17 protein-coding genes are annotated in these 21843 nt (G+C 67.7%); 6 read left to right on the top strand and 11 right to left on the bottom strand.

What is annotated here, in order from left to right:
- Positions 1-2 precede the first annotated feature (2 nt).
- The 11 genes from OXS31_RS10250 to OXS31_RS10200 form a co-directional block, all read right to left on the bottom strand.
- A complete protein-coding gene (locus OXS31_RS10250) occupies positions 3-1853 on the bottom strand; it encodes an IucA/IucC family protein (RefSeq protein ID WP_267398868.1) in 1851 nt (616 codons plus the stop codon).
- The gene (locus OXS31_RS10245) at positions 1850-2626 is read right to left on the bottom strand and encodes an aldolase/citrate lyase family protein (protein ID WP_267398867.1); all 777 of its coding nucleotides are present in this window, start codon (positions 2624-2626) and stop codon (positions 1850-1852) included. The genes OXS31_RS10250 and OXS31_RS10245 overlap by 4 nt, the downstream gene beginning before the upstream one ends.
- The gene (locus tag OXS31_RS10240; protein WP_267398866.1) at positions 2620-4461 is read right to left on the bottom strand and encodes an IucA/IucC family protein; all 1842 of its coding nucleotides are present in this window, start codon (positions 4459-4461) and stop codon (positions 2620-2622) included. Before OXS31_RS10240 ends, OXS31_RS10245 begins: the two co-directional genes overlap by 7 nt.
- Positions 4458-5864, bottom strand: coding sequence for a DHA2 family efflux MFS transporter permease subunit (locus tag OXS31_RS10235; RefSeq protein ID WP_267398865.1), 1407 nt, complete (start codon positions 5862-5864; stop codon positions 4458-4460). Before OXS31_RS10235 ends, OXS31_RS10240 begins: the two co-directional genes overlap by 4 nt.
- Positions 5861-7069 carry a type III PLP-dependent enzyme gene (locus tag OXS31_RS10230; RefSeq protein ID WP_044341844.1) on the bottom strand — a complete coding sequence of 403 codons (1209 nt, stop codon included), beginning with the start codon at positions 7067-7069 and terminating at the stop codon, positions 5861-5863. The genes OXS31_RS10235 and OXS31_RS10230 overlap by 4 nt, the downstream gene beginning before the upstream one ends.
- Positions 7062-8834: an IucA/IucC family protein gene (locus tag OXS31_RS10225; protein WP_267398862.1), complete on the bottom strand. Its 1773-nt coding sequence runs from the start codon at positions 8832-8834 to the stop codon at positions 7062-7064. Before OXS31_RS10225 ends, OXS31_RS10230 begins: the two co-directional genes overlap by 8 nt.
- Before the next feature lie 70 nt (positions 8835-8904).
- Entirely contained in the window at positions 8905-10278 is a 1374-nt protein-coding gene (locus OXS31_RS10220; RefSeq protein ID WP_267398861.1) for a diaminobutyrate--2-oxoglutarate transaminase, read from the bottom strand.
- A 328-nt stretch (positions 10279-10606) separates the two neighbouring features.
- Positions 10607-13003, bottom strand: a complete 2397-nt coding sequence (locus tag OXS31_RS10215; protein ID WP_267398860.1) for a TonB-dependent receptor — start codon at positions 13001-13003, stop codon at positions 10607-10609.
- Between the two features lie 71 nt (positions 13004-13074).
- Entirely contained in the window at positions 13075-14019 is a 945-nt protein-coding gene (locus tag OXS31_RS10210; RefSeq protein ID WP_042134220.1) for a FecR domain-containing protein, read from the bottom strand.
- Complete coding sequence (locus tag OXS31_RS10205) at positions 14013-14525, bottom strand: sigma-70 family RNA polymerase sigma factor (protein WP_267398859.1); 513 nt, start codon at positions 14523-14525, stop codon at positions 14013-14015. The genes OXS31_RS10210 and OXS31_RS10205 overlap by 7 nt, the downstream gene beginning before the upstream one ends.
- Before the next feature lie 130 nt (positions 14526-14655).
- Positions 14656-15585, bottom strand: a complete 930-nt coding sequence (locus tag OXS31_RS10200) for a LysR family transcriptional regulator (protein WP_181085465.1) — start codon at positions 15583-15585, stop codon at positions 14656-14658.
- A gap of 394 nt (positions 15586-15979) precedes the next feature.
- On the opposite strand from OXS31_RS10200, the gene OXS31_RS10195 reads away from it, so the two are divergent.
- The 6 genes from OXS31_RS10195 to OXS31_RS10170 all read left to right on the top strand — a co-directional run bounded on the left by OXS31_RS10195 (position 15980) and on the right by OXS31_RS10170 (position 21841).
- Positions 15980-17500, top strand: coding sequence for an amino acid ABC transporter permease/ATP-binding protein (locus OXS31_RS10195; RefSeq protein WP_115945798.1), 1521 nt, complete (start codon positions 15980-15982; stop codon positions 17498-17500).
- A gap of 29 nt (positions 17501-17529) precedes the next feature.
- Positions 17530-18402: a phytanoyl-CoA dioxygenase family protein gene (locus tag OXS31_RS10190; protein WP_267398857.1), complete on the top strand. Its 873-nt coding sequence runs from the start codon at positions 17530-17532 to the stop codon at positions 18400-18402.
- Positions 18403-18430: 28 nt separating this feature from the next.
- Complete coding sequence (locus OXS31_RS10185; RefSeq protein WP_027599304.1) at positions 18431-19270, top strand: ABC transporter substrate-binding protein; 840 nt, start codon at positions 18431-18433, stop codon at positions 19268-19270.
- A gap of 19 nt (positions 19271-19289) precedes the next feature.
- Positions 19290-20021, top strand: coding sequence for a class II aldolase and adducin N-terminal domain-containing protein (locus OXS31_RS10180; RefSeq protein WP_042134226.1), 732 nt, complete (start codon positions 19290-19292; stop codon positions 20019-20021).
- An 80-nt stretch (positions 20022-20101) separates the two neighbouring features.
- On the top strand, positions 20102-21394 hold the full coding sequence (locus OXS31_RS10175) for an NAD(P)/FAD-dependent oxidoreductase (RefSeq protein ID WP_267398854.1): 1293 nt from the start codon (positions 20102-20104) through the stop codon (positions 21392-21394).
- Positions 21395-21424: 30 nt separating this feature from the next.
- Positions 21425-21841, top strand: a complete 417-nt coding sequence (locus OXS31_RS10170; RefSeq protein ID WP_150338625.1) for a RidA family protein — start codon at positions 21425-21427, stop codon at positions 21839-21841.
- The last annotated feature ends 2 nt before the right edge of the window (positions 21842-21843 follow it).

The raw sequence follows: 21843 nt of genomic DNA, 5'->3' as shown, positions 1-21843 counted from the left end.
CACTAGGGGGCATGGCTCACCTGATGAAAGGGATTGACCACCCTGCCCTTGCCGAACGGCATGCTGCCAGGCCCACCGGCCCGCTCGATCATCGGGCGCAGCAGCCACTTCTGCGGCCAGTCCGGTGCCTCGAACAGCGTCTCCCGAAGCAGCGCCCGAGCCTCGGCGTCGAAGTCCAGGGCCGCGATGCGTTCTTCCAGCACCTCGCGCAGCAGCGTCCAGGCGGCGGTCAGCGGGACAGCGTAGCAGCTCGCGACGGTCTCGAAGATGGCCCTGAGGTTGACCTGGATGCCCAGGGTCTGGAACCAGAACAGCAGGTCGCGCGGATGCTCGTGATAGAGCGTCTGGGCATGACCGGGCTTGATCCGGTACTGCGGATCGGCCAGCCCCTGGCGCTCCAGCCAGGGCACGTACAGGCGCAGGGAGTCGTGGTCGCGTAGCAGCAGACCCTGGATGCGTCCGGCGCGCCAGACCAGCACGGCGTTCTGCCCGTGCACCTCGCCGAGCAGGCCGAGGCGGAACAGCCGCAGGTTGAGATCGATGAAGCTGTGGCACAGCTCACCCAGCAACAGCTGGACGTTGGCCGGGGTCGGCGCCAGTAACCGGGCCGCCAGCCAGTCGTCGAAGAAATGCCGACGACTGCCCGGCAGCGGCGTGCCAAGCGCGGCCATGGGCAGCAGGCGGCAGTCGGGATCGGCCAGCAGCGCGGCGGGATAGCCGCGCACCATGGCCGAGAGATGCCGCGGCGCCTCGTCGAACAGGGTCGCCGACGGTGGCATGAAGGCCCACCAGCGAGACTCGTCGCACAGGTGCAGGCTCTCGGCGAGCACCGGGTCCAGGGCCCGCGCCTTCCGCAGCAGGGCCTCGCTGCGCGAGCCGTTGATCATCTTCACCGCCGGCAGGTAGCGCGAGGCACCCAGGGAATGCACCGCCATGGGCAACTTCAGCTGGGCCACGCCCGCGCCCTCCTCCATCAGCATGGATCGCAGCGACGAGGTCGCGTGGCAGCGTGCGCCGGCAAAATCCAGCTGCTGGCAGACGCCGCTGGCGAAGGCCTCGTCCAGCCGACCCGGCAGTCCCCTGGCGAGTTGCCAGGGATGTACCGGCAGCGCCACGTGACTCGCCGCCAGGCCGCGCCGCTGCAATTCGGCCTGCAACTCGCCCAGCGCCGCCGGGGTCAGCAAGTCGGCCGCCGGTCCCTGGGAAGCGGCCGCCACGCCCTCTCCACACAGCAGCTGATCGCGGCGCACCGCGACCCAGGCCAGGCGCACGGGTTGGCCGAATTCGGCCTGGTAGGCCTGGTAGTCGGCGTCGCTCAGCCCCAGCTTGGCCTTGGCCAGGGGGTGATAGGGTCGATCCCGCAGGGCCGCCCAGCGCTCCAGCTGCAGGAAGGCGGCCTTACCGTCGCCCTCCAGCAACGGACCGGGGACCAGGGATTGTTCCAGCGACAGCCGGGTCTGCCGCAGACTGGTGGCCAGGGTCTCGCGCAACAGCGCGATGCCCCGCGCCTGCTCGGGATCGGCGGCCGCCTCGGCGAACACCAGGGAGACGAAGGCATCCGGCGTGAGGGTGCTCCAGGCGTCGCCCTGGCGCGCCAAGATCGGCGTACCGGGCACCTTCACCCAGGCCTGGGTAATGCCCGGGCGCACCCGCGCGGCGATGAAACGCTGCTCGCGGGAATCGCAGCAGCACTCCCAGAGGCGCTCCTCCGGGGCGGCCGGCTGCAGGGTGGCGGGATGTTCCGCGGTCGCGGCCGTCAGGGTCACGGCCATGGGGGCGAAGACGTCTTCGGCCAGCAGGCAGTCGAACAGGTCCTGCAGGATCAGGTCGGTGGCGAGGGTCTGGGCGTTCATGGGGATTCTCCGCAGGAATGGGCGGTCAGGCGGGCTTGCAGGGCCCGAAAGGCGATGCCGCGCTCGTCGCCGAGCACGAAGGTGGTGACGCCCCGGGCGCGCCAGAGGTCAAGGTCCTCCGGCTGCCGGGGGATGGCGCAGTAGCGGGTGCCCTGGCGCTGGGCGGCGGCCCAGGTCTGGCGCAGGGCTTCCTGCACCTCGGGATCGGCGAGGTGCCAGGGGCGGCCGAGGGATTGCGACAGGTCCGCCGCCCCTTCGAGCAGCAGGTCCACCCCCGGCACCGCGGCGATTTCCGCCGCCCGGGCGACGCCGGTGGCACTTTCGATCATGGCGACCACCAGGATCTGCGCATTGGCGCGGTTCACGTAGTCGGCCAGGCTGGTCTTGCCGAAGGAGCCCGGGCGACCGGCATTGAGGCTGCGCTCGCCCTCCGGGTGGTATTTGCAGGCGCGCACCGCGGCGGCCAGCACCGCCGGGTCCTCCACGCAAGGCAGCACGATCCCCTGGGCCCCGGCATCGAGCAGGCGCAAGAGGCGCTTGGGCTCGGCGTCCGGCACCCGCACCAGCGGTGTGAGATCGTAGCTCTCGGCGGTGCGGATCATGTTCTCCAGGGTTTCCGGATTGATCAGCACGTGCTCCATGTCGATGATCACGAAGTCGTAGCCGGCTTCGGCGATCAGCTCGATGCTGGCGGGCGTGGGCAGCGAGGCGAACAGGCCGTGGCTGGGCGTACCGGCCGCCAGGGCGGCCTTGAGTCGATTGCGCCTCAGCATGCGGCGGGCCGATAGGGATGCAGGGGGTTGGCCACCGCCTTGAAGCGCCGCTCGCCGTCACCCAGCAGGCGCCGCTTGGTCAGCTCCTCCACCTCGAAGGTGGGGGCGAAGACGTCGAACAGCGCATAGCGGTCCCGGTGCTGGGGATGGGCGCGCTGGTAGTCGAGGATGACCGTGGCGGTCGCCTGCCAGAAGTCGGCCTCGGCCAGGGCGAAGTGCTGACGCAGGAACACCGCCAGCTCGCCCAGGGCGATGAAGAAGAAGGCATCGCAGGTGAAGTCGCGCACCGCCGCCACGTCCTCGGTGAGGATGAAGGAATTGCGGTTGATCCGCGCATGACTCGCCGGCAAGGGCTCCAGGGTCGGACGCAATTCCGGGCGCGCCAGGTGGCGCTCGGCGTAGCGCACACCATCGTGGAAGTCCTTGAGGGCGATGCGCAGCGGCCAGCCGTCGCGGTGGATCAGCACGATATTCTGGCCATGGGACTCCATGCCGATGCCTTCGGCATGGAGCATGTGCATGAGGGGCGTCACCGTGACCCTGAGCAGCTGCCGCAGCCAGGCGTCGAGGCCGTGGCGCTCGATCCAGGCGGCGACGAAGGGCCATAGCGCGCCCTGGCCGTAGCGATTCTCCACCTGGGTCAGGCCGTTGAAGGGTACCGCCTGTTCATCCGCGCGCAGATAGGCGTGGATGCTCTCGCGCCAGACGGCGCCGAGGGTACCGTAGACCTGCCCCGCACGGCTGACCGGCAACGCACGACTGTCATAGGCGACGCCGGCGACCTCGCCGAGCACCACGAAGTCCAGGTCGCGGGCCGTGGCATCGGTTGCGATCAGGCGCTGCAGCCAGTCGGTGATGAGCGGGCCGTTGAGCACCGTGTGGCGCGCCAGGATGCGGGTGCTGGAGGTGTTGGTCAGGCACATCGCCAGCTTGACATAGGGCCGCTCGGGCGCGCTGCGATTGGCCAGGGTGCGGATGGACTGCTGGGCCGCGTACTGGTCGCGGGAGCTGCCCAGGTAAAGCAGCTCGCCGCTCACCAGTTCGGGCTGGAACAGCGCGGCCAGGTGCTGCTCCCACTGCCAGGGATGCACCGGGATCAGCTGGTAGTCGTCCAACGCCCGCCCCTGTTCGCGCCACTCGGCGGCCAGGGCCGTCCAGCGCTCCACCCCGAACTCCGCGGCGATGAAGGCCGGGAAGTCCAGGCGGCGGGAGTGCCCCACCGAGGCCCGCTCGCGTGCCAGGGCCAGCCAGACCAGCTGGATCGGCTCGCCGAATTCCGGTCCGTAGCGGCGATTCTCCGCCAGCGAGAAGCCGATGCGCGACTTGTAGCAGGGGTGGTAGCCATGGGCGTCCATGAAGTGCCGCTCCAGGGCGTCCACGTCCAGCTCGTGCGCCGGGCGTTCAGGACGATAATCCTGACGGCGCGACTGCAGGTCCTTGAGCAGCGTCTGCTCCAGCTCCTGGACGAAGCGCGGCCACAGCGGCGAGTCGCTCTGCTCGCCGAGCAATTCGGCCAGGGTCTCGTGCAGCGTCGGCGCGCGGCTCCCCTGGGCGTCCTGGCGCACCAGGCGCTGCGGATCCAGGCGGATCAGGCCGAAGCTGGCAGCGGCGGGCGCATAGCCCAGGTACTGCACGGGTGTGCCATCGGCGGCGGTACCGGCCAGGCGATACGCTGCCAGCCCCTCGGCCAGCGGCTGGACCTCGGCCTTGAGCACCTCTTCGTAGATCAGCGTCTGCAGCAGCTGCGCCACCACGCGCTGCTCGACCTGGCGATAGAGGGCGGCATCGGCGGGCGACGGCCAGGGCTGCGCGGCAAGTGAAAGCTGAGCGGTCATGAGTACCTCCGAACGGAAAGGGGTTGAGCGGCGGGAAAGCGCCAGGCCCAGGGCAGTGCCAGCAGGATGAACAGGCCGGTGGCGATGAAGGCGTCCTGGATGGCGACGCCGGTGGCGGCCTGGCGCGGGCCCCAGCCGGCCGCGCCGCCCAGGCGCAGTTCCAGCCACAGGGAGGCGGCCACCACGGCCACCGAGGACACCAGGCGCCGGGCGATGTTGTTCATGGCCGCGCCCTGGGTGACCTGGGCATCCGGCAGGCTATTGAGGCCGGCGGTGGTGGCCGGCATGTAGGACAGCCCCAGACCGACGCCGCGGAGCACCATGAGCGCGCAGATCCAGGCCAGCCCGGCATGGCTGCCGACCACACCGAGGGCCAGGGTGGCCAGGCCGCTGAGCGCCAGGCCGGTGGCGATCACCCCGCGGGGTCCGCGGCGGTCGAGCAGGCGACCGCCGACCTGGCCGAACAGCGCCGCCGCCAGGGCGGTGCAGAGCAGCGCCAGGCCGGTCCAGAGGGCGCTATGGCCCAGCACCAGCTGGACCAGCAGCGGCAGCAGCACCAGGCATTCGAACATGCCCACCGCCTGGACCACGGCGATGATGACGCTGGCCCGATAGCCGCGCAGGGCGAACAGGCGCAGCGGCAGCAGCGGCTGGCTGCGCTGCAGTTGCAACCGGACGAAGACCAGCAGGCACAGGACGCCGGCGGCCAGCGCGAGCAGATTGAGGGGGTCGGCCAGCGCCGCCAGCTCGCGCAGCCGGCCGAGGGTTACCAGCAGCAGCCCCAGGCCACTGGCGATCAGCAGGTAGCCGGCCAGGTCGAAGGGCTTGCGTTCGCGGGGGCCATCCGCGGGCAGCACCACCTGCCCCATGGCCAGGGCCAGCAGGCCCACCGGGACGTTGAGCAGGAACAGGGCGCGCCAGTCGAACACCTCCAGCAGCAGACTGCCGCACAGCGGCCCCACCGCCGGCGCCAGCATCACCGCCCCACCCCACCAGCCGGTCACCCGGCCACGCTCCTCCTTGGGATAGACGGAAAAGATGATGCCCAGTGCCAGGGGAATCATCAGGCCGCTGGCCACCCCCTGGACCATGCGCGCCAGCAGCACGCCGGCGATGGAATCGGCCAGGGCGCCCAGCGCCGAGCCGGCGATGAAGGCCAGCAGCCCGAGGCGATAGAGTCGCCGCCGACCGATGCGCCCGGCGAGAAAGCCGGTCAGCGGCATGGTGATACCCATGGCCACCATGAAGCCGGCGACGATCCAGCTGGCCAGCAGCGGCCCCAGGTCGAAGGCGGCGATGAAGGCCGGCAGCGCCGGATTGAGCGCGGTATTGGCCAGGCTGACGGTGACCGTGCCCAGCAGCACGTTCACCGCCACCCAGACCCGCGGGATCGCAACGCTCACGCCGGGACACTCCCGTTGCCGGCGAGGAACAGCTGCCGCGGGCGCGGATGGCAGAGGAAATCCGCGTGGGAGATGTTGTAGCCATAGGCGCCGGCCAGGGGCAGCACCAGCAGGTCGCCGACCCGTACCTCACCCAGCGGCTGGCCGCGGCTGAGGATGTCCTTGGGGGTACAGAGCTGACCCACCACTGTCCAGGCCTTGCCTCCAGTCGCGGTCGCCCGCCCCTCGCGGGGCAGGTGCAGCACCGGATGATCGTGCCCCTGGGCCACCGGCAGGCGGAACTGGTGGGTCCCGCCGCGACAGACCAGGAAGTGCTGGCCGTGGCTGGTCTTGGTATCCAGCACCTCCATGGCGTAGTAGCCGCAGAAGGCCGCGAGGAAACGTCCCGGTTCGAAGCGGATCAGCGGCGGCTGCGCCTGTTCGGCTAGGCGGGCGCGCAGGTGCGCGCATAGCCGCGCCCAGTCGAATCGCCGGCCTTCGCGATAGTCCACCCCAATGCCACCACCGACGTTGAGCCGCACCACGCTTTCCGGGCGCCGGGCCAGGCCGCGCCAGTGCGGCCAGCGCTGCAGGTAGAAGTCCAGCAGTTGCAGATGGCGCTCCACCGAGTGCTGGTGCGACAGGGCATGCACATGGAAGCCCTGCAGCTGCAGGTGGCTGGCCGCCTCTACCGCCGCCACCGCGGCGTGCAGATCGGCTTCGTCGAAGCCGAAGGGCGTCGCCGTGCCGGCCATGGCCAGGGTGCTGGTCAGCCCGGCCGGCAATTGCGGATTGATGCGGATGTACACCGGCTGCAGCCGTCCCAGGGAAAGCGCCAGGCGTTGCAGGCGCTGGATCTCGCCAAGGCTCTCCAGGTGGATGGCTTCGACGCCCGCGCTCAGGGCGGTGCGCAGATCGGAATCCAGCTTGCCCGGACCGGAGAAGATGAACGGCTTGCGCTGCGGGCAGGCGGCGAGGCGATCGATCTCGCCACCGGAGGAGATCTCGAAGCCGTGCACCAGCGGCGCCAGGGCCGCCAGGATCGGCGCCTCGCTGTTGGCCTTGATGGCGTAGTACAGCTCCACGCCCGGGGGTAATTCGGCCATCAGCGCGGCGACGTGCCGCCGCAGGGCGTCGAGGTCATAGACGAAGGCCGCCAGGGGATCGCCGGACTGCGCCTGGGCCTCCACCAGGGCGGCGCGGACCGCGGCAGGTAGCTCAGCCATGACGCACCTCCGCGCCCCAGGGGCAAGGCAACTGCACGTAGCCGGCGTGGCGATCGGCCTGGGCGGCGAGGCGCACCTTGAGATTGGTCTTGCAGGGAATCGGCTGGCCGGCGATCAGCGCATCCAGCTCGGGCGCGGCGCGTTGCAGGTCCCGGCGGATGGCGATCAGCTCGGCTTCCACCTGCCGCCACAGGCGCGGCGCCAGGTGCGGACGCTCCCAGCTCAGCGCCAGCACCGCCTCGGCGAGGTTGTTGACGAACAGGCAATAGGCGATGCGCCGCCAGCCCTGGTCGCGACTGTAGAGCAACGACTGGCGCACCCGGGGCTGGACGTGGGCGTCCAGGGCCTCGGCGCCGAGGGTATCGGTCAACTTGATGCCTTCGAAGTCGCGCAGCAGCAGCCGGACGGGTCGGCCGTTGTCATGCACCAGCACGCAATTCTGCAGGTGCGGCTCCAGCACCACGCCGTGCTCGAAGAACAGCCGCAGCACCGGCCCCAGCAGCAGTCGCTGGTAGTCCTGGAACCAGGCCAGCCGGGTTTCGTCGCTGACCGGCTGGCCACCGCAGCGGCTGAGGAAGTCATGCAGCAACGGCTGCAGGCGGGTGTCGCGGGCGAACAGGGTGCCGGCCAGCAGGCAGCAGTCGGCGCCATGCTCCAGGCAGAAATTCTCGCGCAGGATGGCGCCGGTCTGCTCGCGGAACCAGCGCTCGTCCTCGGCACTGGCGGCCGGCGGCGCCCAGCTCAGGGCACCCGGCTCGCGCACCATGTCCAGCCCCGCCACCCGCCCCTGCAGGCGCTGCATGAGGCGGTCGACGATCAGGGTGCTCTGCAGTTCGTACCAGGCGTTCTTGCGCACGCAATTGGTGATGCGCACGTTGAGCGAGCCCTTGATGAAGAAGGCATGGCCTGGGCGGTACCAGGTGCGCATGGAGGCGGTGGGACTGGCCAGGGCGCCGCTGGCGCCGAGGTCGCGGATCACCCCCTGGCTGACCAGCGCCCGGACCCGGGGATCGCCGAGGAACAGCTGCGCCTGGACCGGGTGCAGCACGATGCGCGCCCGCTCAGGGGCGGCCTGCGCCTGGTCCACGAAGCCCTGCAGCACCTGGGCGTCGCTCAGGCCGTTGCCGGCCACCTGCAACCCGGCGCGGGGCACCTCCAGCACGTGCATGGCGGTGCTGATGTGCAGCTCCGGGGCATAGGCCTCGGCCGGCAGGGGCTCCGGCCAGCGGCGTGCCTTGGGCGCCGGGTGATTGGGATGGCCGAACCACAGGCCCTGCTCGCTGGCCAGGTAGTCGCTGAGCGGCGCGGGATGGCGCGAGACCTGTACGTGGTCGACGATGGCCGCGGTCAGGTGCTGGCTCTGCAGGACCTGCTGCAGCAATTCGCCATTGTGGGCGCCGGCGAGTTCTTCGCAGGCCTCCAGCAGAAAATCGATGAAGGCGGCGAAGTCCGGGCAATGCCAGGCCTGGTCCCCGCGCCGGACATAGATATCGGAGAGATAGCGCTGGCTGCCGAGTTCATCCTGCCGATCAACGACAAGGAAGAACTGGCGGTCGCCGGGAAAGGCGATCAGCAGGGGCACGCCGCCGTCTTGCAACCAGCCGAGATAGTTGGCCGGGGCGATACCGCGCCGGTCTTCCGGCCAGGCATAAGACAGGCACCGTTCCGGCAGGGCGAATTCCTTGATGAGGCAATTCATCAGGGCGTGGGAAGACGCCAGCTCGCTGACGATGCGGGAAAGCAGCGTGGATTCGAAAGAAGTCATGGCAGTGTCCAAGAGGTTGCGCGTCCCTGCGGGCGATCCGGTGTCACGGCACTCGGGTGGTGCCTTGTGCTCAGCCACGGGGCTCGGCCAGGGCCGCCACAAGGGCCGCCTCCAGGCGTTCGAGCAGCACCAGGCAGTGGCTTTCCTGGAGGATCAGCGGCGGCAGCAGCCGCACCACGTTGCCGTCCCGGCCGCCGCGTTCGAGCAGCAGCCCCTGGGCGAAACAGTGGCGCTGGATGGCCGCGGCCAGGGCGGGATCGGCCGGCAGGCTGCCGAGCGCATCCGCCGCGCCACCCGCCTCGACGATTTCCAGGCCCAGCATCAGCCCCAGCCCGCGGACATTGCCGATGGCGGGGAAGCGCTCGCGCAGCCGCTCCAGATGGCGCCTGAGCCAGCCCCCGAGCTGGGCCGCATGGCTGACCAGGCCGTCGCGCTCGATGACCTCCAGGGTGGCGAGCCCGGTGGCCATGGCCAGCTGGTTGCCGCGGAAGGTGCCGGTATGGCCACCGGGCTCCCAGGCGTCGAATTCACGGCGAATCGCCAGCAGGGCCAGCGGCAGGCCACCGCCCACGGCCTTGGACAGCACCAGGACGTCCGGCTCGATGCCGGCATGCTGGCAGGCGAACAGCGCGCCGGTGCGGCCGAATCCGGTCTGGACCTCGTCGACGATGAGCAGGATGCCGTGCTCCCGGGTGACCTGGCGCAGGGTCCGCAGCCAGGCCACCGGTGCCGGATTGACGCCGCCCTCCCCCTGCACCGCCTCGACGATCACCGCCGCCGGCCGACAGACGCCGCTTTCCACGTCGCCGAAGAATCTTTCCAGATAGCGCGCCAGGGCCGCGGCGCCCTGCTCGCCGCCCAGCCCCAGCGGGCAGCGGTACTCGTGGGGATAGGGCAAAAATTGCACTCCGGGCATCAGCCCGGCCACCCCCTGCTTGGGCGCGAGATTGCCGGTCACCGCCAGGGCGCCGTGGGTCATGCCGTGGTAGCCGCCGGAAAAGGCGACCACGTTGCTGCGTCCGGTGACCTTCTTGGCCAGCTTCAGCGCCGCCTCCACCGCATCGGCACCGGACGGACCGCAGAATTGCAGGCAGTAGTCTTCCGCGCGGCCCGGCAGCAGGCCCAGCAGGCGCTCGCTGAAGGCGTCCTTGAGCGGCGTGGTGAGATCCAGGCTGTGCATCGGCAGGCCGCTGCCGATAAAGTCCCTGATGGCCTCGGTGACGGCCGGATGGTTATGCCCCAGGGCCAGGGTGCCGGCTCCGGCCAGGCAATCCAGGTAGGTCTTGCCTTCGACGTCGGTCACCCAGACCCCGGCGGCCTTGGCGATGGCCAGCGGCAGCTTGCGGGGGTAGCTGCGGACCCTGGATTCGAAGCGTGCCTGGCGAGCGAGAAAGAAGGCGTTGTCGGCTGTTGCGGTATCGCGACTGAGGGATGGTTGAAGCATGGCGTCAGACCTCTGGACGTTTATCTTCGTAAACGATAATCAGTTTCATTCTCATCCTTCAACCGCGATTCCCGAAAAAGATCGAGTCTTTGAAGTCGCGCCACTTTCACCAAAATGCGGGCGATAAAGGGCCCGAACGCCCGGCGGGTCCGCCCTTGAAATCACGTGTCAACACGCCTGATAGGCAGCTGTTCCCGCTCTGTATGCCGCTCACTCCTGCCGATGAATGACGCCTGAGGGGCCACCGTTCTGCCCCCGTTGGCGATGCGCGGAAGTCGCCCCTGAGCCGGGCGGCGACACGCCTTGCGCAAGGACGGATAACGCCTGCTCAGAACGCCAGGGTGGTGGAAAAGACCAGGGTCCGCGGCGTGGAGATGGTCAGGCCCGGTTCGCTGTCGTCCGAGGCGCCGGCGGAGGCCCAGTAGCGCTCGTCCATCACGTTTTCCACCGAGGCACGCAAGGTCACGCGGGTGGCGTCGACCTTGAAGGCGTAGCGCGCCCCCACGTCGAAGCGATGCCAGGCGTCGATTTCCTTGCTGTTGGCCTGGTCCAGGTACTGGGAGCTGGTGTAGATCCCCCGTCCGGTCAGGGTCAGGCCCGGCACCGCCGGGATGTCCAGTTCGGCGCCGAGGTTGGCATTGAGCCTGGGCGTGGCCGGGGCTCGGTTGCCATCGAAGGAGCCGCCGACGGTGTCCTTGAGTTCGCTGTCGATGTACATCAGGCCGCCGAGCACGCGGAAGCCGGCCAGCGGCTCGCCGAACACGCTCAGCTCCACCCCGTCGTTGACGCGCTTGCCGTTGGGACCGAAGACGCGGCTGGTGGCATTGGTCTCGTAGGCCGGTTGCTTGATGCGGAAGGCGCTGGCGGTCACGGCCACCGCGCCGAAGTCGTACTTGGCCCCCACTTCCGCCTGGCGGCTGATGAAGGGCGGGAAGATCTCGTCCTCGTTAAGCGCGGTGGACGGCGCGATCTTGCCCTGGCTGAGGCCTTCCATGTAGTTGGCATAGAGCGACAGCCGCTCGGTGGCCTTGAACAGCACGCCCGCCGAGGGCGAGACCTTTTCCTCGTCGTAGGCGGTGGGTTGCTTCACGCCGTCGGACCAGTCGTCCACCTTGACCCGCTGCCAGCGGGCGCCGAGGGTGACCAGCAGGCGATCGTCGAAGAAGCCCAGGGTGTCGGCCAGGGCCACGCCACTGAAGCGGTTCTCGGTGTAGTCCTTGCCATCGGAGCGGGTCTGGATGCCCGGCGCGGGCAGGTTACTGGGGTTGTACAGGTTGCTCGGCCCACTGGCGTAGCGCCCGCCGCCGTTCTCGAAGTCCATGTAGAAGTAGTCGGCGCTGACGTTGAGTTCGTGGCTGATTGGTCCGGTCTGCAGCCATTTGCGCGCGCCCAGGTTGGCGGTGCGGACATTCTCGTCGCGGGTGAAATCGCGCGGCTGGACGCTGAAATCGCCGGCGTTGTTAGTGATGGAAACGTTGTGGCGGAGGAAATCGTGATCGCTGCGACGCGCGCCCACGGCGCCATAGACCATCAGCGAGTCGTCGACGTCGAATTCGCCACGCAGGGCGCCGAAGGTGTCCTTGGTCTGGGCGCGGGTCCAGCGCTGGGCATAGTTGTGGCGCACGTCGTCGGCATCGGGTACCCGGGCGTTGGCCCCCACCAGCACCCGCTCCTGGGGCGCGTCGGTGTCGCGCTCGGTGTGGCCCAGATCGAGACCCAGGCGCAGGCGCTCCACGCGATAGTCCAGGCCGAGCACGCCCATCTGGCGATCGACGTGCTGGTGATCCCAGGTAGTGTCGCCGGATTGCTTGACACCGTTGAAGCGCATACCGAAGCGATTGTCCTCGCCGAAGCGACGCCCGATGTCCACGGCCCCGCCCACCTGGCTGTCGGATGCATAGCTGCCGGTGATTTCGGTGATGGGCTGGTCGGTGGCGCGCTTGGGCACCACGTTGATGCCGCCGCCGACGCTGCCGCGGGGCGAGATGCCGTTGAGCAGCTGGCTCGGCCCCTTGAGGATATCGACCCGCTCGGCCATCTCCATGTCGATGGAATAGGTCGGCAGCACGCCATAGAGACCGTTGTAGGCCACATCGCTGTTGAACAGGCTGAAACCGCGGATGGTGAATTGCTCGAAGCGACCACCGGACGGATTGGTGGAGCGTACCGAGGGATCGCTGGCGATCAGGTCGGTCAGGGTGCGGGCCTGGAGATTCTGCACGGTCTGGGCGGTGTAGGACGTCTGGCTGAAGGGCGTGTCCATGAAGTCGCGATGGCCCAGCAACCCCTGGGAGCCTTGCCGCGCGACCTGGCCACCGGCGTAGGGCGCGTCTTCCGCCTGCAGGCTGGAGGCAACGATGGAGGTGCTGGCCAGCTCCTGGACGCCGCTGTCCTGGGGGGCCGGCGCCAGGGTGAAGTCGCGCTCACCCAGCGGCTGCAGCCGCAGCCCCGAGCCGGCCAGCAGCCGGCTGAAGCCCTCCTCCACGCCAAAGTCGCCGTTGAGGCCAGCGCTATTACGCTTGCCCACCAGTCCCGGATCCACCGCCAGGTTGACGCCGGACTCCGCGGCGAAGCGCGTCAGCGCCTGGGCGAGACTGCCCGCGGGAATCTCGTAATGCCGGCGGGCCGCCTCCTGGGCCAGGGCCGAAGCGGCCCACCAGGGAGTACCGCTCAACGCCACCAGCAAGCCCGTGCGCAGCAACGGACGCAATACCAACGTCACCATCGAATCCCCCTCCTTTTGGTTGTCCTATGCCGTTAATGACCGACAGGTACGAAAAAGGGGACAGACTTTTTTCAGACGGTGACCGAACGGGGTATCAGGGTCACCCAGAAGCGGGTACGCCACTGCAGTTCCACCGGTAGCGTCGCGGCCAGCAGCGTCAGTACCCGGTCGGTATCGGCCAGCTGAAAGCTGCCGGTGACCCTGAGATTGGCCACCGCGGGATCCCAGCGCAGCAGGCCAGGACGATAGCGACTGAATTGCTGCAGGAATTCGCCCAGGGGCTGGTCCTGGGCGATCAGCACGCCCTGGCGCCAGCTCAGCAGGGTCGGCGAAAACGGCTCGATGGCGCCGATGCCCAGGGTACTCAGGCGCAACTGCTGGCCCTTGCCCAACGCCAGCCCGAGGCCCATCAGCGGCCGCACCTCGACGCTGCCGCTGACCACGCGCACGTCGCAGCCTTCATCGTCCTGCTGCACGCAGACCTCGGCCTGTTCCACCGTCAGGGTGCCGAAGCGGGTATCCAGCGTCAGCGCCTGGGTACCGGGTACGCGCAGCGAGAGCTCGCCGCGCACCAGGGTCAGGCGCCGCCGGGTCTGATCCAGGTCCACGGCGGTCGCGGTATTGAGTTGCAGCAGGCTGCCATCCGCCAGGGTCAGGCTGCGGCGTTCGCCCGTGGCGGTGCTGAGATCGGCGGTCCAGGCGTCCAGCGGCAATTCCCGGCTCAGCCACCAGCCGGTCGGTACCACCACCGCCAGGCCCAGCAACTGGCGCAGGGCGGTACGCCGAGTGCGCTCGGCCGGCTGCAGACTGGCCATGGCCAGCCGCGACGGCACCGCGGCGAAGCGCTGTTGCAGCTGCAGGGCCGCCTGCCAGGCGCGCTCGTGTTCGGGATGGGCCTGGCGCCACGCCTGCAGCTGCTGCCGCTCGCGCTCGCCGGCTGCGCCGGACTCCAGCAGCGCCAGCCATTCCGCGGCCTCGCGGATCGCCCGCCGCCGCCGGTCCTGGCCGCTCAGCACAACTCCGCCAGCAGGCAATGCTCGTAGGCCTGCGCCATGTATCTCTTGATGGTGCGCTCGGAGACGTACAGGCGTTCGGCGATCTCGCGGTAGGTGAGGTCCTCGAGCTGGCTGAGCAGGAAGGCCCGCCGCACCGCGGCGGGCAGGCCATCGAGCAGCTCGTCCAGCGCCTGCAGGGTTTCCAGCAGCAGCCAACGCTGCTCGGGCGACGGCACGCAGGCTTCGGGCAATGCCATCAGGGCATCGAGGTAGGCCTGCTCGAGGCTTTTGCGCCGCTGGAAATTGATCAGCAGGCGTTTGCCGATGGTCACCAGATAGGCCCGCGGCTCCTGCAGTTCACCGAGCACTTCGGGATGGCGCAACAGCCGCAGAAAGGCTTCCTGGCTGAGATCGGCCGCATCCCATTCGCTGCCCAGCCGCCGGCGCAACCAGGCCTGCAGCCACCCGCTGTGGTCGAGATAGAGCCGATGAAGGTGGCGCGTGGACGCGAGAGCCATATCACTCATGACGGGTGCTACCTGCTCGTCGATGCTTAGATGATATTGATTCTACTTTACATGGATCATCCAGGACCAGTCCGGAGCCGTCTATTCCCTGCGCTTTCGCCCGAAAGCTGGGCAATGGCCAGCATGGGCCTCAGCCCACCAGGCTTTCCGCGGGCGCAGGCGAGAGATCGACGCTCCGGCAATAGTCCATGAACAGCCGCGTCGCCTTGGTCGGTTCGTTGTTGCGCAGGTAGGCCATGATGAAGGTGGAGGCCGGCATGTCGTCGTGGATGTTGACCTGGGCCAGGCGCTTGCCGTCGTAGGTCAGGTCGGTGGTCGGCCGGGTGACCAGCACGGAAAAGCCCAGGCCCTGCCCCACCATGCAGCGCACCATCTCGATGGAGGGCGAGCTGTAGGCCACGGTGGGGTGATAGCCCTTCTCCCTGAAGATGTCGATGAAATAGTTACGGCTGGGTACCACGTCCAGCAGGATCATGGGCTCGCGACTCAGCTCCTTGAGGGTCACCGCCTTCTTGCCGGCCAGGGGATGGGCGATGGGCAACAGCGCATAGGGCTTGTGCGGTGCATTGAGCTTTTCCTTGGTGATGGAATCACCCAGCTCCAGGTCGTAGAGAAACACCAGGTCGAAGCGTCCGCGGTGCACCCCGTGCATCAATTCGTGCTGCTCGCCATCGTGCAGCTGGATGGTGATCTCGGGATAGAGCCGCTTGAAACCGGCGACCAGCTTGGGCAGATAGAGCGGCGCCGCGGATTCGAAGCAGCCGATGGCCACGGTGCCCGAAACCAGCTCGTTTTCCGCCTTGGCGTTCTGTTCCAGTTCCTGGGACAGCCGCAACAGTTCCTTGGCCTTTTCATACAGCCGACGGCCACTGGCGGTGAGCGAAACGCCCTGGGCGTGATGGCGAATAAACAACTTCTGCTCGAAACTTTCCTCGAGGTTCTTGATGGCGACGGAGATCGACGGTTGGGATATATGCAGTTGTCGCGCGGCCTCGACGATGCTGTCTTCCTCGACCACCGCCACGAAATAACGAAGTTGCCTCAGGGTGAAACGCGTCATGGCTCATCCATAGGAAAAAACTTTGCAGAATGCATATCTGCATAGCGCAATCTGCCGAAGCGAAAGCCATGCCATCCGCCTGAATGCCACCGCGCGGCCCGTGCCTGGCGGTGCTTCATGCGCGGTGACGTAAAGACTAAAGCCTCTGCCGTACGGGATAAAACGCACCAAAAGACTGCACTTCGAGTGCTTATGATTGCATCTTGCCCTGCCTTGGGGCGTATAGCGCGCAGAACAAGATGCCGCCTTCCACTACTTAGGAAAAGGCTATGCAACGACCTGTAATTTGTTAATTGACGATGAGTCTGGCGGACGCCAATTCTGTTCCTGGCAACAGTGCGAACGCTTCAGGAAAGTTCGCACTTTCTTTGAAATGGCGACGGGTTGGCTCACCATGACTTTCGACTGGAACTACATGTTCAGCCTCATTGGCGACACTCAATTCTGGCTGGCAACCTGGACGGTCATCAAACTCAGCACCCTCACCTGGATCATCAGCATCGCCCTGGGCTTCTTCATCGCCCTGGCGAAACAGTCACGGTATCCGGCGCTCAGCCTGCCTGCTCGCGGTTACATCTGGTTCTTTCGCAGCGTGCCGCTGCTGGTGCTGCTGATCTTCATCTACAACCTGCCCCAGGCGCTGCCGGCGACCTCGGTGGTGCTCGCGGATCCCTTCTGGGCCGGCCTGATCGGCCTGGTCATCAGCGAAACGGCCTATGTCGCCGAGATCCACCGCGGCGGCCTGCTGTCGATTCCCAAGGGCCAGGGCGAGGCGGCCCGGGCGCTGGGCCTGCGCTTTCTCGGCACCCAGTGGCGCATCGTAATTCCCCAGGCCCTGCGCGTGGCCCTGCCGTCGCTGGCCAACGAATACATCTCCATCGTCAAGCTCAGCTCGCTGGTCTCGGTGATCTCCCTCACCGAGATCCTGATGGTCGGCCAGCGCCTCTATTCGCAGAACTTCCTGGTCATGGAGACCATGGTGGCGGTGGCCTTCTACTACGTGCTGATCGTCACCCTGTTCGACTTCCTGCTCAAACGCCTGGAGCGCTTTCTCGACGTCACCCAGCGCAAGGTGGTGCGAACCCCCGACGCCCAGGTGCTGGCCCTGGCCAACCAGGCCTCGACCGCCAGCGCCAGGCCGCAGTGGGATGCCGGCACCCCGGCGCTGCAGGCGGCGCGGCTGCACAAGGCCTACAACGACGTCGAGGTGCTGGGTTCGGTCAACCTGCGCATCCAGCCCGGCGAGGTGGTCTCGGTGATCGGCCCATCGGGCTCGGGCAAGACCACCCTGATCCGCCTGCTCAACGGCCTGGAGCAACTGGACAACGGCGAGATCCGCATCAACGGCCAGCCCTTCATCCACCTGCACAAGGACGGCGCCCAGAAGCCCCGCTTCGTCGAGCACAGCGAGCATCGCCTGGACATCGGCATGGTGTTCCAGAGCTTCAACCTCTTTCCCCACCTCACGGTGCTGGACAACCTGCTGCTCGCGCCGCGCTATCACCGCCTGGATGCTCCCGCGGCGCTCAAGCAGCAGGCCTATGCCCTGCTGCACAAGGTCGGGATGCTCGACCACGCCTGGAAGTACCCGCACCAGCTCTCCGGCGGCCAGCAGCAGCGCGTGGCCATCGCCCGGGCGCTGATGATGCGACCGCAGATCATGCTGTTCGACGAGCCCACCTCGGCGCTGGATCCGGAAAAGGTCAACGAGGTGCTGCAGGTGATCGAGGCCCTGGCCCAGGAGGGCATCACCATGGTGATCGTCACCCACGAGATGAACTTCGCCTTCAAGGTCTCGGACCGCATCGTGTTCATGGAAAAGGGCCGCGTGGTCTGCGACGACGCGCCCGCGGTACTGCGTAACGGCCAGCATCCGCGCGTTGAGGCCTTCCTCAAGGACGTGTCCCTGGCTTGACCCCCACCCTTGGCTTCTGGAGAACAGAGATGATCGAGCAAGCGCAAATAGACAGCTTCCACCGAGACGGCTACCTAGTGGTCGAGAACCTGCTGACCGCCGACGAGATCGCCACCCTGCAGGCCGATTTCGACGGCTGGGTGGCAGAGAGCCGCAGCCACGCCGAAGCCTGGGGCGAAACCCAGGATGGCCGCGCCCGCTTCGACGTCGAGCTGGACCACCGGCCCGACCACCCTTCCCTGCGCCGGGTCAGCTCGCCCACCGAAATCTCCGCGGCCTATTGCGAGGTCGCACTGTCCTCGCGGATGGCCCAGGTGGCCGCCCAGTTGATCGGCGGCAGCGGCACGAGATTCCACCACAGCAAGATCAATTCGAAGCTGCCGCACACCGCCACCCAGGTGAAGTGGCACCAGGATTTCCTGTTCACGCCCCACAGCAATGATGACGTGGTCACCGCGCTGCTGATGGTGAGCGAGGTGACCCCGGAGAACGGTCCCCTCACCGTCATCCCCGGCAGCCACCGGGGTCCGCTCTGGTCGCACTGGCAGGACGGTCGTTTCACCGGCGCGGTCGACGACAACGTGGTGGTTGAGCATTGCGGCGAGCCCGTGGCCTGCTTTGGCCCAGCCGGCTCGGTGTGCTTCATGCACACCCGCCTGCTGCACGCCTCCAGCCCCAACCAGACCGAACTGCCGCGCACCCTGTTCATCAGCGTCTACGCCGCCGAGGACGCCCTGCCCTTTGGCGAGAATCCGCTGCCCAGCGAGCACGCCGGGGTGCTGGTGGCCGGCCAGGAAAGCGGGCTGGTGCGCAGCGTGGCCAACAGCGTACGGCTGCCGCAGAAACCGCGCGGCGCGTCCTTCTTCGTCCAGCAGGCCGGGCTCGACCAGGCTGCCGTTTGATCTTTCCTACCGCTCAAGGAGTTTCGCCATGCAAAGATTCAGCAGCGCCTCGCTTCGCATCCTCTCCACCGCCGTACTGGGCGCCGGCCTGGCGCTGGTCTCCAGCCTGGCCTCGGCCGACTTCCTGCAGCCGGGCAAGCTGGTCGCCGGTTCCGACCTGACCTTCTTCCCCTACGAATACGTGCAGGACAACAAGCCGGCCGGCTTCGACATCGAATTCGTCGACGGCCTGGCGAAGTTCATGGGCCGCTCCGTGGAGACGATCGACACCCGCTTCCCCAACCTCATCACCGGGCTGCAGGGTGGCCGCTTCGACATCACCAACTCCTCGATGTACATCACCGCGGACCGCCTCAAGGTGATCGACATGATCCCCTACCTGAAGAGCGGCGAGTCGATCATCGCGCTCAAGGGCAGCAGCTATCAGCCCAAGAAGCCGGAAGACTTCTGCGGCCACAAGATCGGCTCCATGGGCGCCACCTCCTGGCTGCAGCAGCTGCACAAGCTGTCCGACGAGTACTGCGTGAAGAACGGCCTCAAGCCCATCGCCGTGAGCGAATACGGCACCGATCCCCAGACCACCCAGGCACTGCTGTCCAAGGCCGTGGAGGCGCAGATCACCGACGCCGCCGTGGCCCGTGGCCTGGTGGAAAAGCTCGGCAATCGCGTGGTGATCTCCTCGGACACCCTGATCTATCCGGTGCTCAACGGCTTTGGCGTGAAAAAGGGCAATGACGCGGTCAAGACCGCCCTGGTGGATGCGCTCAAGCAATACAGCGCCACCCCGGAGTACGCCGCGCTGCTGAAGAAATACAACTTCCAGGCGCCCACCGAGGCGGACATCGCCGCCCTGATGCCCAAGCCCTGAGCCTTACGGAGTCACGACCATGGCACTTTCTCACGAGGAACGGCTGCGCATCGATCTGGCGGCGACCTTTCGCGTCATCGCCCACCTCGGCATGCACGAAGCCGTCGCCAACCACTTCAGCGCCGCCGTCTCCGCCGACGGCAAGCGCTTCCTGATCAATCCGAAGTGGAAGCACTTCTCGCGCATCCGCGCCAGTGACCTGCTGCTGCTCGATGCGGACGATCCGCAGGGCGCCGAGCGGCCGGACGTGGATCGGACGGCCTGGTCGATCCACGGGCAGATCCATCGCCTGCTGCCGGAGGCCCGGGTGGTGCTGCACCTGCACCCGGTCTACACCACGGCGGTGGCCTGCCTGGCCAGGCCCGAGGTGCCGCCCATCGACCAGAACACCGCGCGCTACTTCAACCGTATCGCGGTGGACGAACTCTATGGCGGCATGGCCGACACCGAGGCCGAGGGCGCGCGCCTGGCCGGGTTGCTGGATGGCAAGCAGCGGCTGCTGATGGGCAACCACGGCGTCATGGTGATCGCCCCCACCATCGGCCAGGCCTTCGACGACATCTGGACCCTGGAGCGGGCCTGCCAGATCCTGGTCACCGCCTGGTCCACCGGCCAGCCGCTCAAGGTGCTGTCCGCCGAGGTCGCCGAAAAGACCGCCCGCGCCTGGGAAGGCATCACCGACTTCTCCGAGCAGCACTTCGCCGAGATGAAAGAACTGATGATCCAGCAGGACCCCTCCGTGCTGGATTGATCGCCGCGGAGCCTCTGCGCTCCGCCTTCCTACTGCTTAGATGACGGCCGCGCCCTGCGGAGCGGCCGAAGGGTACCCTCATGTCCACATTACCGACCACGATCGACACCCTGGTGATAGGCGCTGGCCAAGCCGGCGTCGCCATGAGCGAGCACCTGGGGCGCCTCGGCATCGAGCACCTGGTGCTGGAAAAGAACCGCATCGCCGAAGCCTGGCGCACCGGTCGCTGGGATTCCCTGGTGGCCAACGGTCCGGCCTGGCATGACCGCTTCCCTGGGCTGGAATTCCAGACGCCGCCGGATGGCTTTCCCGGCAAGGACGAGATCGCCGCCTACTTCGAGACCTATGCCCGGCAGATCGGCGCGCCCATCCGCACCGGCGTCGCCGTCACCCGGGTGACTCGCCAGGCCGGCCAGGCGGGCTTTCTGGTGGAAACCTCGGCGGGCAGCTTGAATGCCCAGCGGGTGGTGGTGGCCACCGGCCCCTTCCAGAAGCCGGTGATCCCGGCCATCGCACCTGCGGACGAGCGGCTCTACCAGATCCACTCCGCCCATTACTTCAATCCCCAGCAACTGCCCGACGGCGCAGTGCTGGTGGTGGGCGCCGGCTCCTCGGGGGTGCAGATCGCCGAGGAATTGCTGCGCGCCGGCAAGCGCGTCTATCTCTCCGTCGGCCCTCACGACCGGCCGCCGCGGGCCTATCGCGGTCGTGACTTCTGCTGGTGGCTGGGCGTGCTCGGCCTGTGGGATACCGAGACCATGCAGCCGGGTCGCGAACACGTGACCATCGCCGTGAGTGGCGCCCGCGGCGGCCATACCGTGGATTTCCGCCGCCTGGCCCAGGCCGGCATGACCCTGGTGGGCCTCACCGACACCTTCACCGAGGGTGTCGTGCGCTTCCGCCCGGACCTCAAGCAGAACCTCGACGCCGGCGACGCCAACTACCTGTCCCTGCTCGACGCCGCGGACGCCTATGCCGCCCGCCATGGCCTGGACCTGCCCGAAGAGCCCTCAGCCCGCGAACGGGTGGCGGACGCCGCCTGCATCCGCGAACCGCTCAGGGAACTGGACCTCCAGGCCGCGGGCGTCAGCTCGGTGATCTGGGCCACCGGCTACGCCACCGATTTCAGCTGGCTGCAGGTGGATACCTTTGGCGACAACGGCAAGCCCAAACATCAACGCGGGGTCGGCGCCGAGCCGGGCATCTACTTCGTCGGTCTGCCCTGGCTCAGCCGCCGCGGCTCGGCCTTCATCTGGGGCTGCTGGCACGACGCCCGCCATGTGGCCGACCAGATCGCCATCCAGCGCCGCTACCAGGACTACCGCCCGAGCGTCGAGACGACCGTCCACACCCAGCAGTCGCGCAGCGCCTGACGCCCTTATCGAGATCCGGAGACTCCCCGCATGGCCACCCCGACCCATACCCGTATCCGCATGTTCAACACCAAGGACACCTACCCCAACCAGAGCCTGGACAACGACCTCTGCCAGGCCGTGCGCGCCGGCAACACCGTCTATGTGCGCGGTCAGGTGGGCACCGATTTCGACGGCAATCTGGTCGGCCTGGGCGATCCCCGCGCCCAGGCCGAGCAGGCGATGAAGAACGTCAAGCAACTGCTGGAAGAAGCCGGCAGCGACCTCAGCCATATCGTCAAGACCACCACCTACCTGATCGATCCGCGCTACCGCGAGCCGGTCTACCAGGAGGTCGGCAAGTGGCTCAAGGGCGTCTTCCCCATCTCCACCGGCCTGGTGGTCGCGGCCCTGGGCCAGCCCCAGTGGCTGATGGAGATCGACGTCATCGCCGTGATCCCCGACTGAGG

Source organism: Pseudomonas sp. GM_Psu_1, from assembly GCF_026544185.1.
GTDB lineage: Bacteria > Pseudomonadota > Gammaproteobacteria > Pseudomonadales > Pseudomonadaceae > Chryseomonas > Chryseomonas oryzihabitans.
The sequence above is the reverse complement of the archived record's forward strand: the minus strand, read 5'-3'. Positions and strand labels throughout refer to the sequence as shown.

Excerpts from the sequence above, each read along its gene's own strand:
- OXS31_RS10250 (WP_267398868.1), bottom strand. The coding sequence starts at position 1,853 with ATGAACGCCCAGACCCTCGCCACCGACCTGATCCTGCAGGACCTGTTC.
- OXS31_RS10245 (WP_267398867.1), bottom strand. The coding sequence starts at position 2,626 with ATGCTGAGGCGCAATCGACTCAAGGCCGCCCTGGCGGCCGGTACGCCC.
- OXS31_RS10240 (WP_267398866.1), bottom strand. The coding sequence starts at position 4,461 with ATGACCGCTCAGCTTTCACTTGCCGCGCAGCCCTGGCCGTCGCCCGCC.
- OXS31_RS10230 (WP_044341844.1), bottom strand. The coding sequence starts at position 7,069 with ATGGCTGAGCTACCTGCCGCGGTCCGCGCCGCCCTGGTGGAGGCCCAG.
- OXS31_RS10225 (WP_267398862.1), bottom strand. The coding sequence starts at position 8,834 with ATGACTTCTTTCGAATCCACGCTGCTTTCCCGCATCGTCAGCGAGCTG.
- OXS31_RS10220 (WP_267398861.1), bottom strand. The coding sequence starts at position 10,278 with ATGCTTCAACCATCCCTCAGTCGCGATACCGCAACAGCCGACAACGCC.
- OXS31_RS10215 (WP_267398860.1), bottom strand. The coding sequence starts at position 13,003 with ATGGTGACGTTGGTATTGCGTCCGTTGCTGCGCACGGGCTTGCTGGTG.
- OXS31_RS10205 (WP_267398859.1), bottom strand. The coding sequence starts at position 14,525 with ATGAGTGATATGGCTCTCGCGTCCACGCGCCACCTTCATCGGCTCTAT.
- OXS31_RS10200 (WP_181085465.1), bottom strand. The coding sequence starts at position 15,585 with ATGACGCGTTTCACCCTGAGGCAACTTCGTTATTTCGTGGCGGTGGTC.
- OXS31_RS10195 (WP_115945798.1), top strand. The coding sequence starts at position 15,980 with ATGACTTTCGACTGGAACTACATGTTCAGCCTCATTGGCGACACTCAA.
- OXS31_RS10190 (WP_267398857.1), top strand. The coding sequence starts at position 17,530 with ATGATCGAGCAAGCGCAAATAGACAGCTTCCACCGAGACGGCTACCTA.
- OXS31_RS10185 (WP_027599304.1), top strand. The coding sequence starts at position 18,431 with ATGCAAAGATTCAGCAGCGCCTCGCTTCGCATCCTCTCCACCGCCGTA.
- OXS31_RS10180 (WP_042134226.1), top strand. The coding sequence starts at position 19,290 with ATGGCACTTTCTCACGAGGAACGGCTGCGCATCGATCTGGCGGCGACC.
- OXS31_RS10175 (WP_267398854.1), top strand. The coding sequence starts at position 20,102 with ATGTCCACATTACCGACCACGATCGACACCCTGGTGATAGGCGCTGGC.
- OXS31_RS10170 (WP_150338625.1), top strand. The coding sequence starts at position 21,425 with ATGGCCACCCCGACCCATACCCGTATCCGCATGTTCAACACCAAGGAC.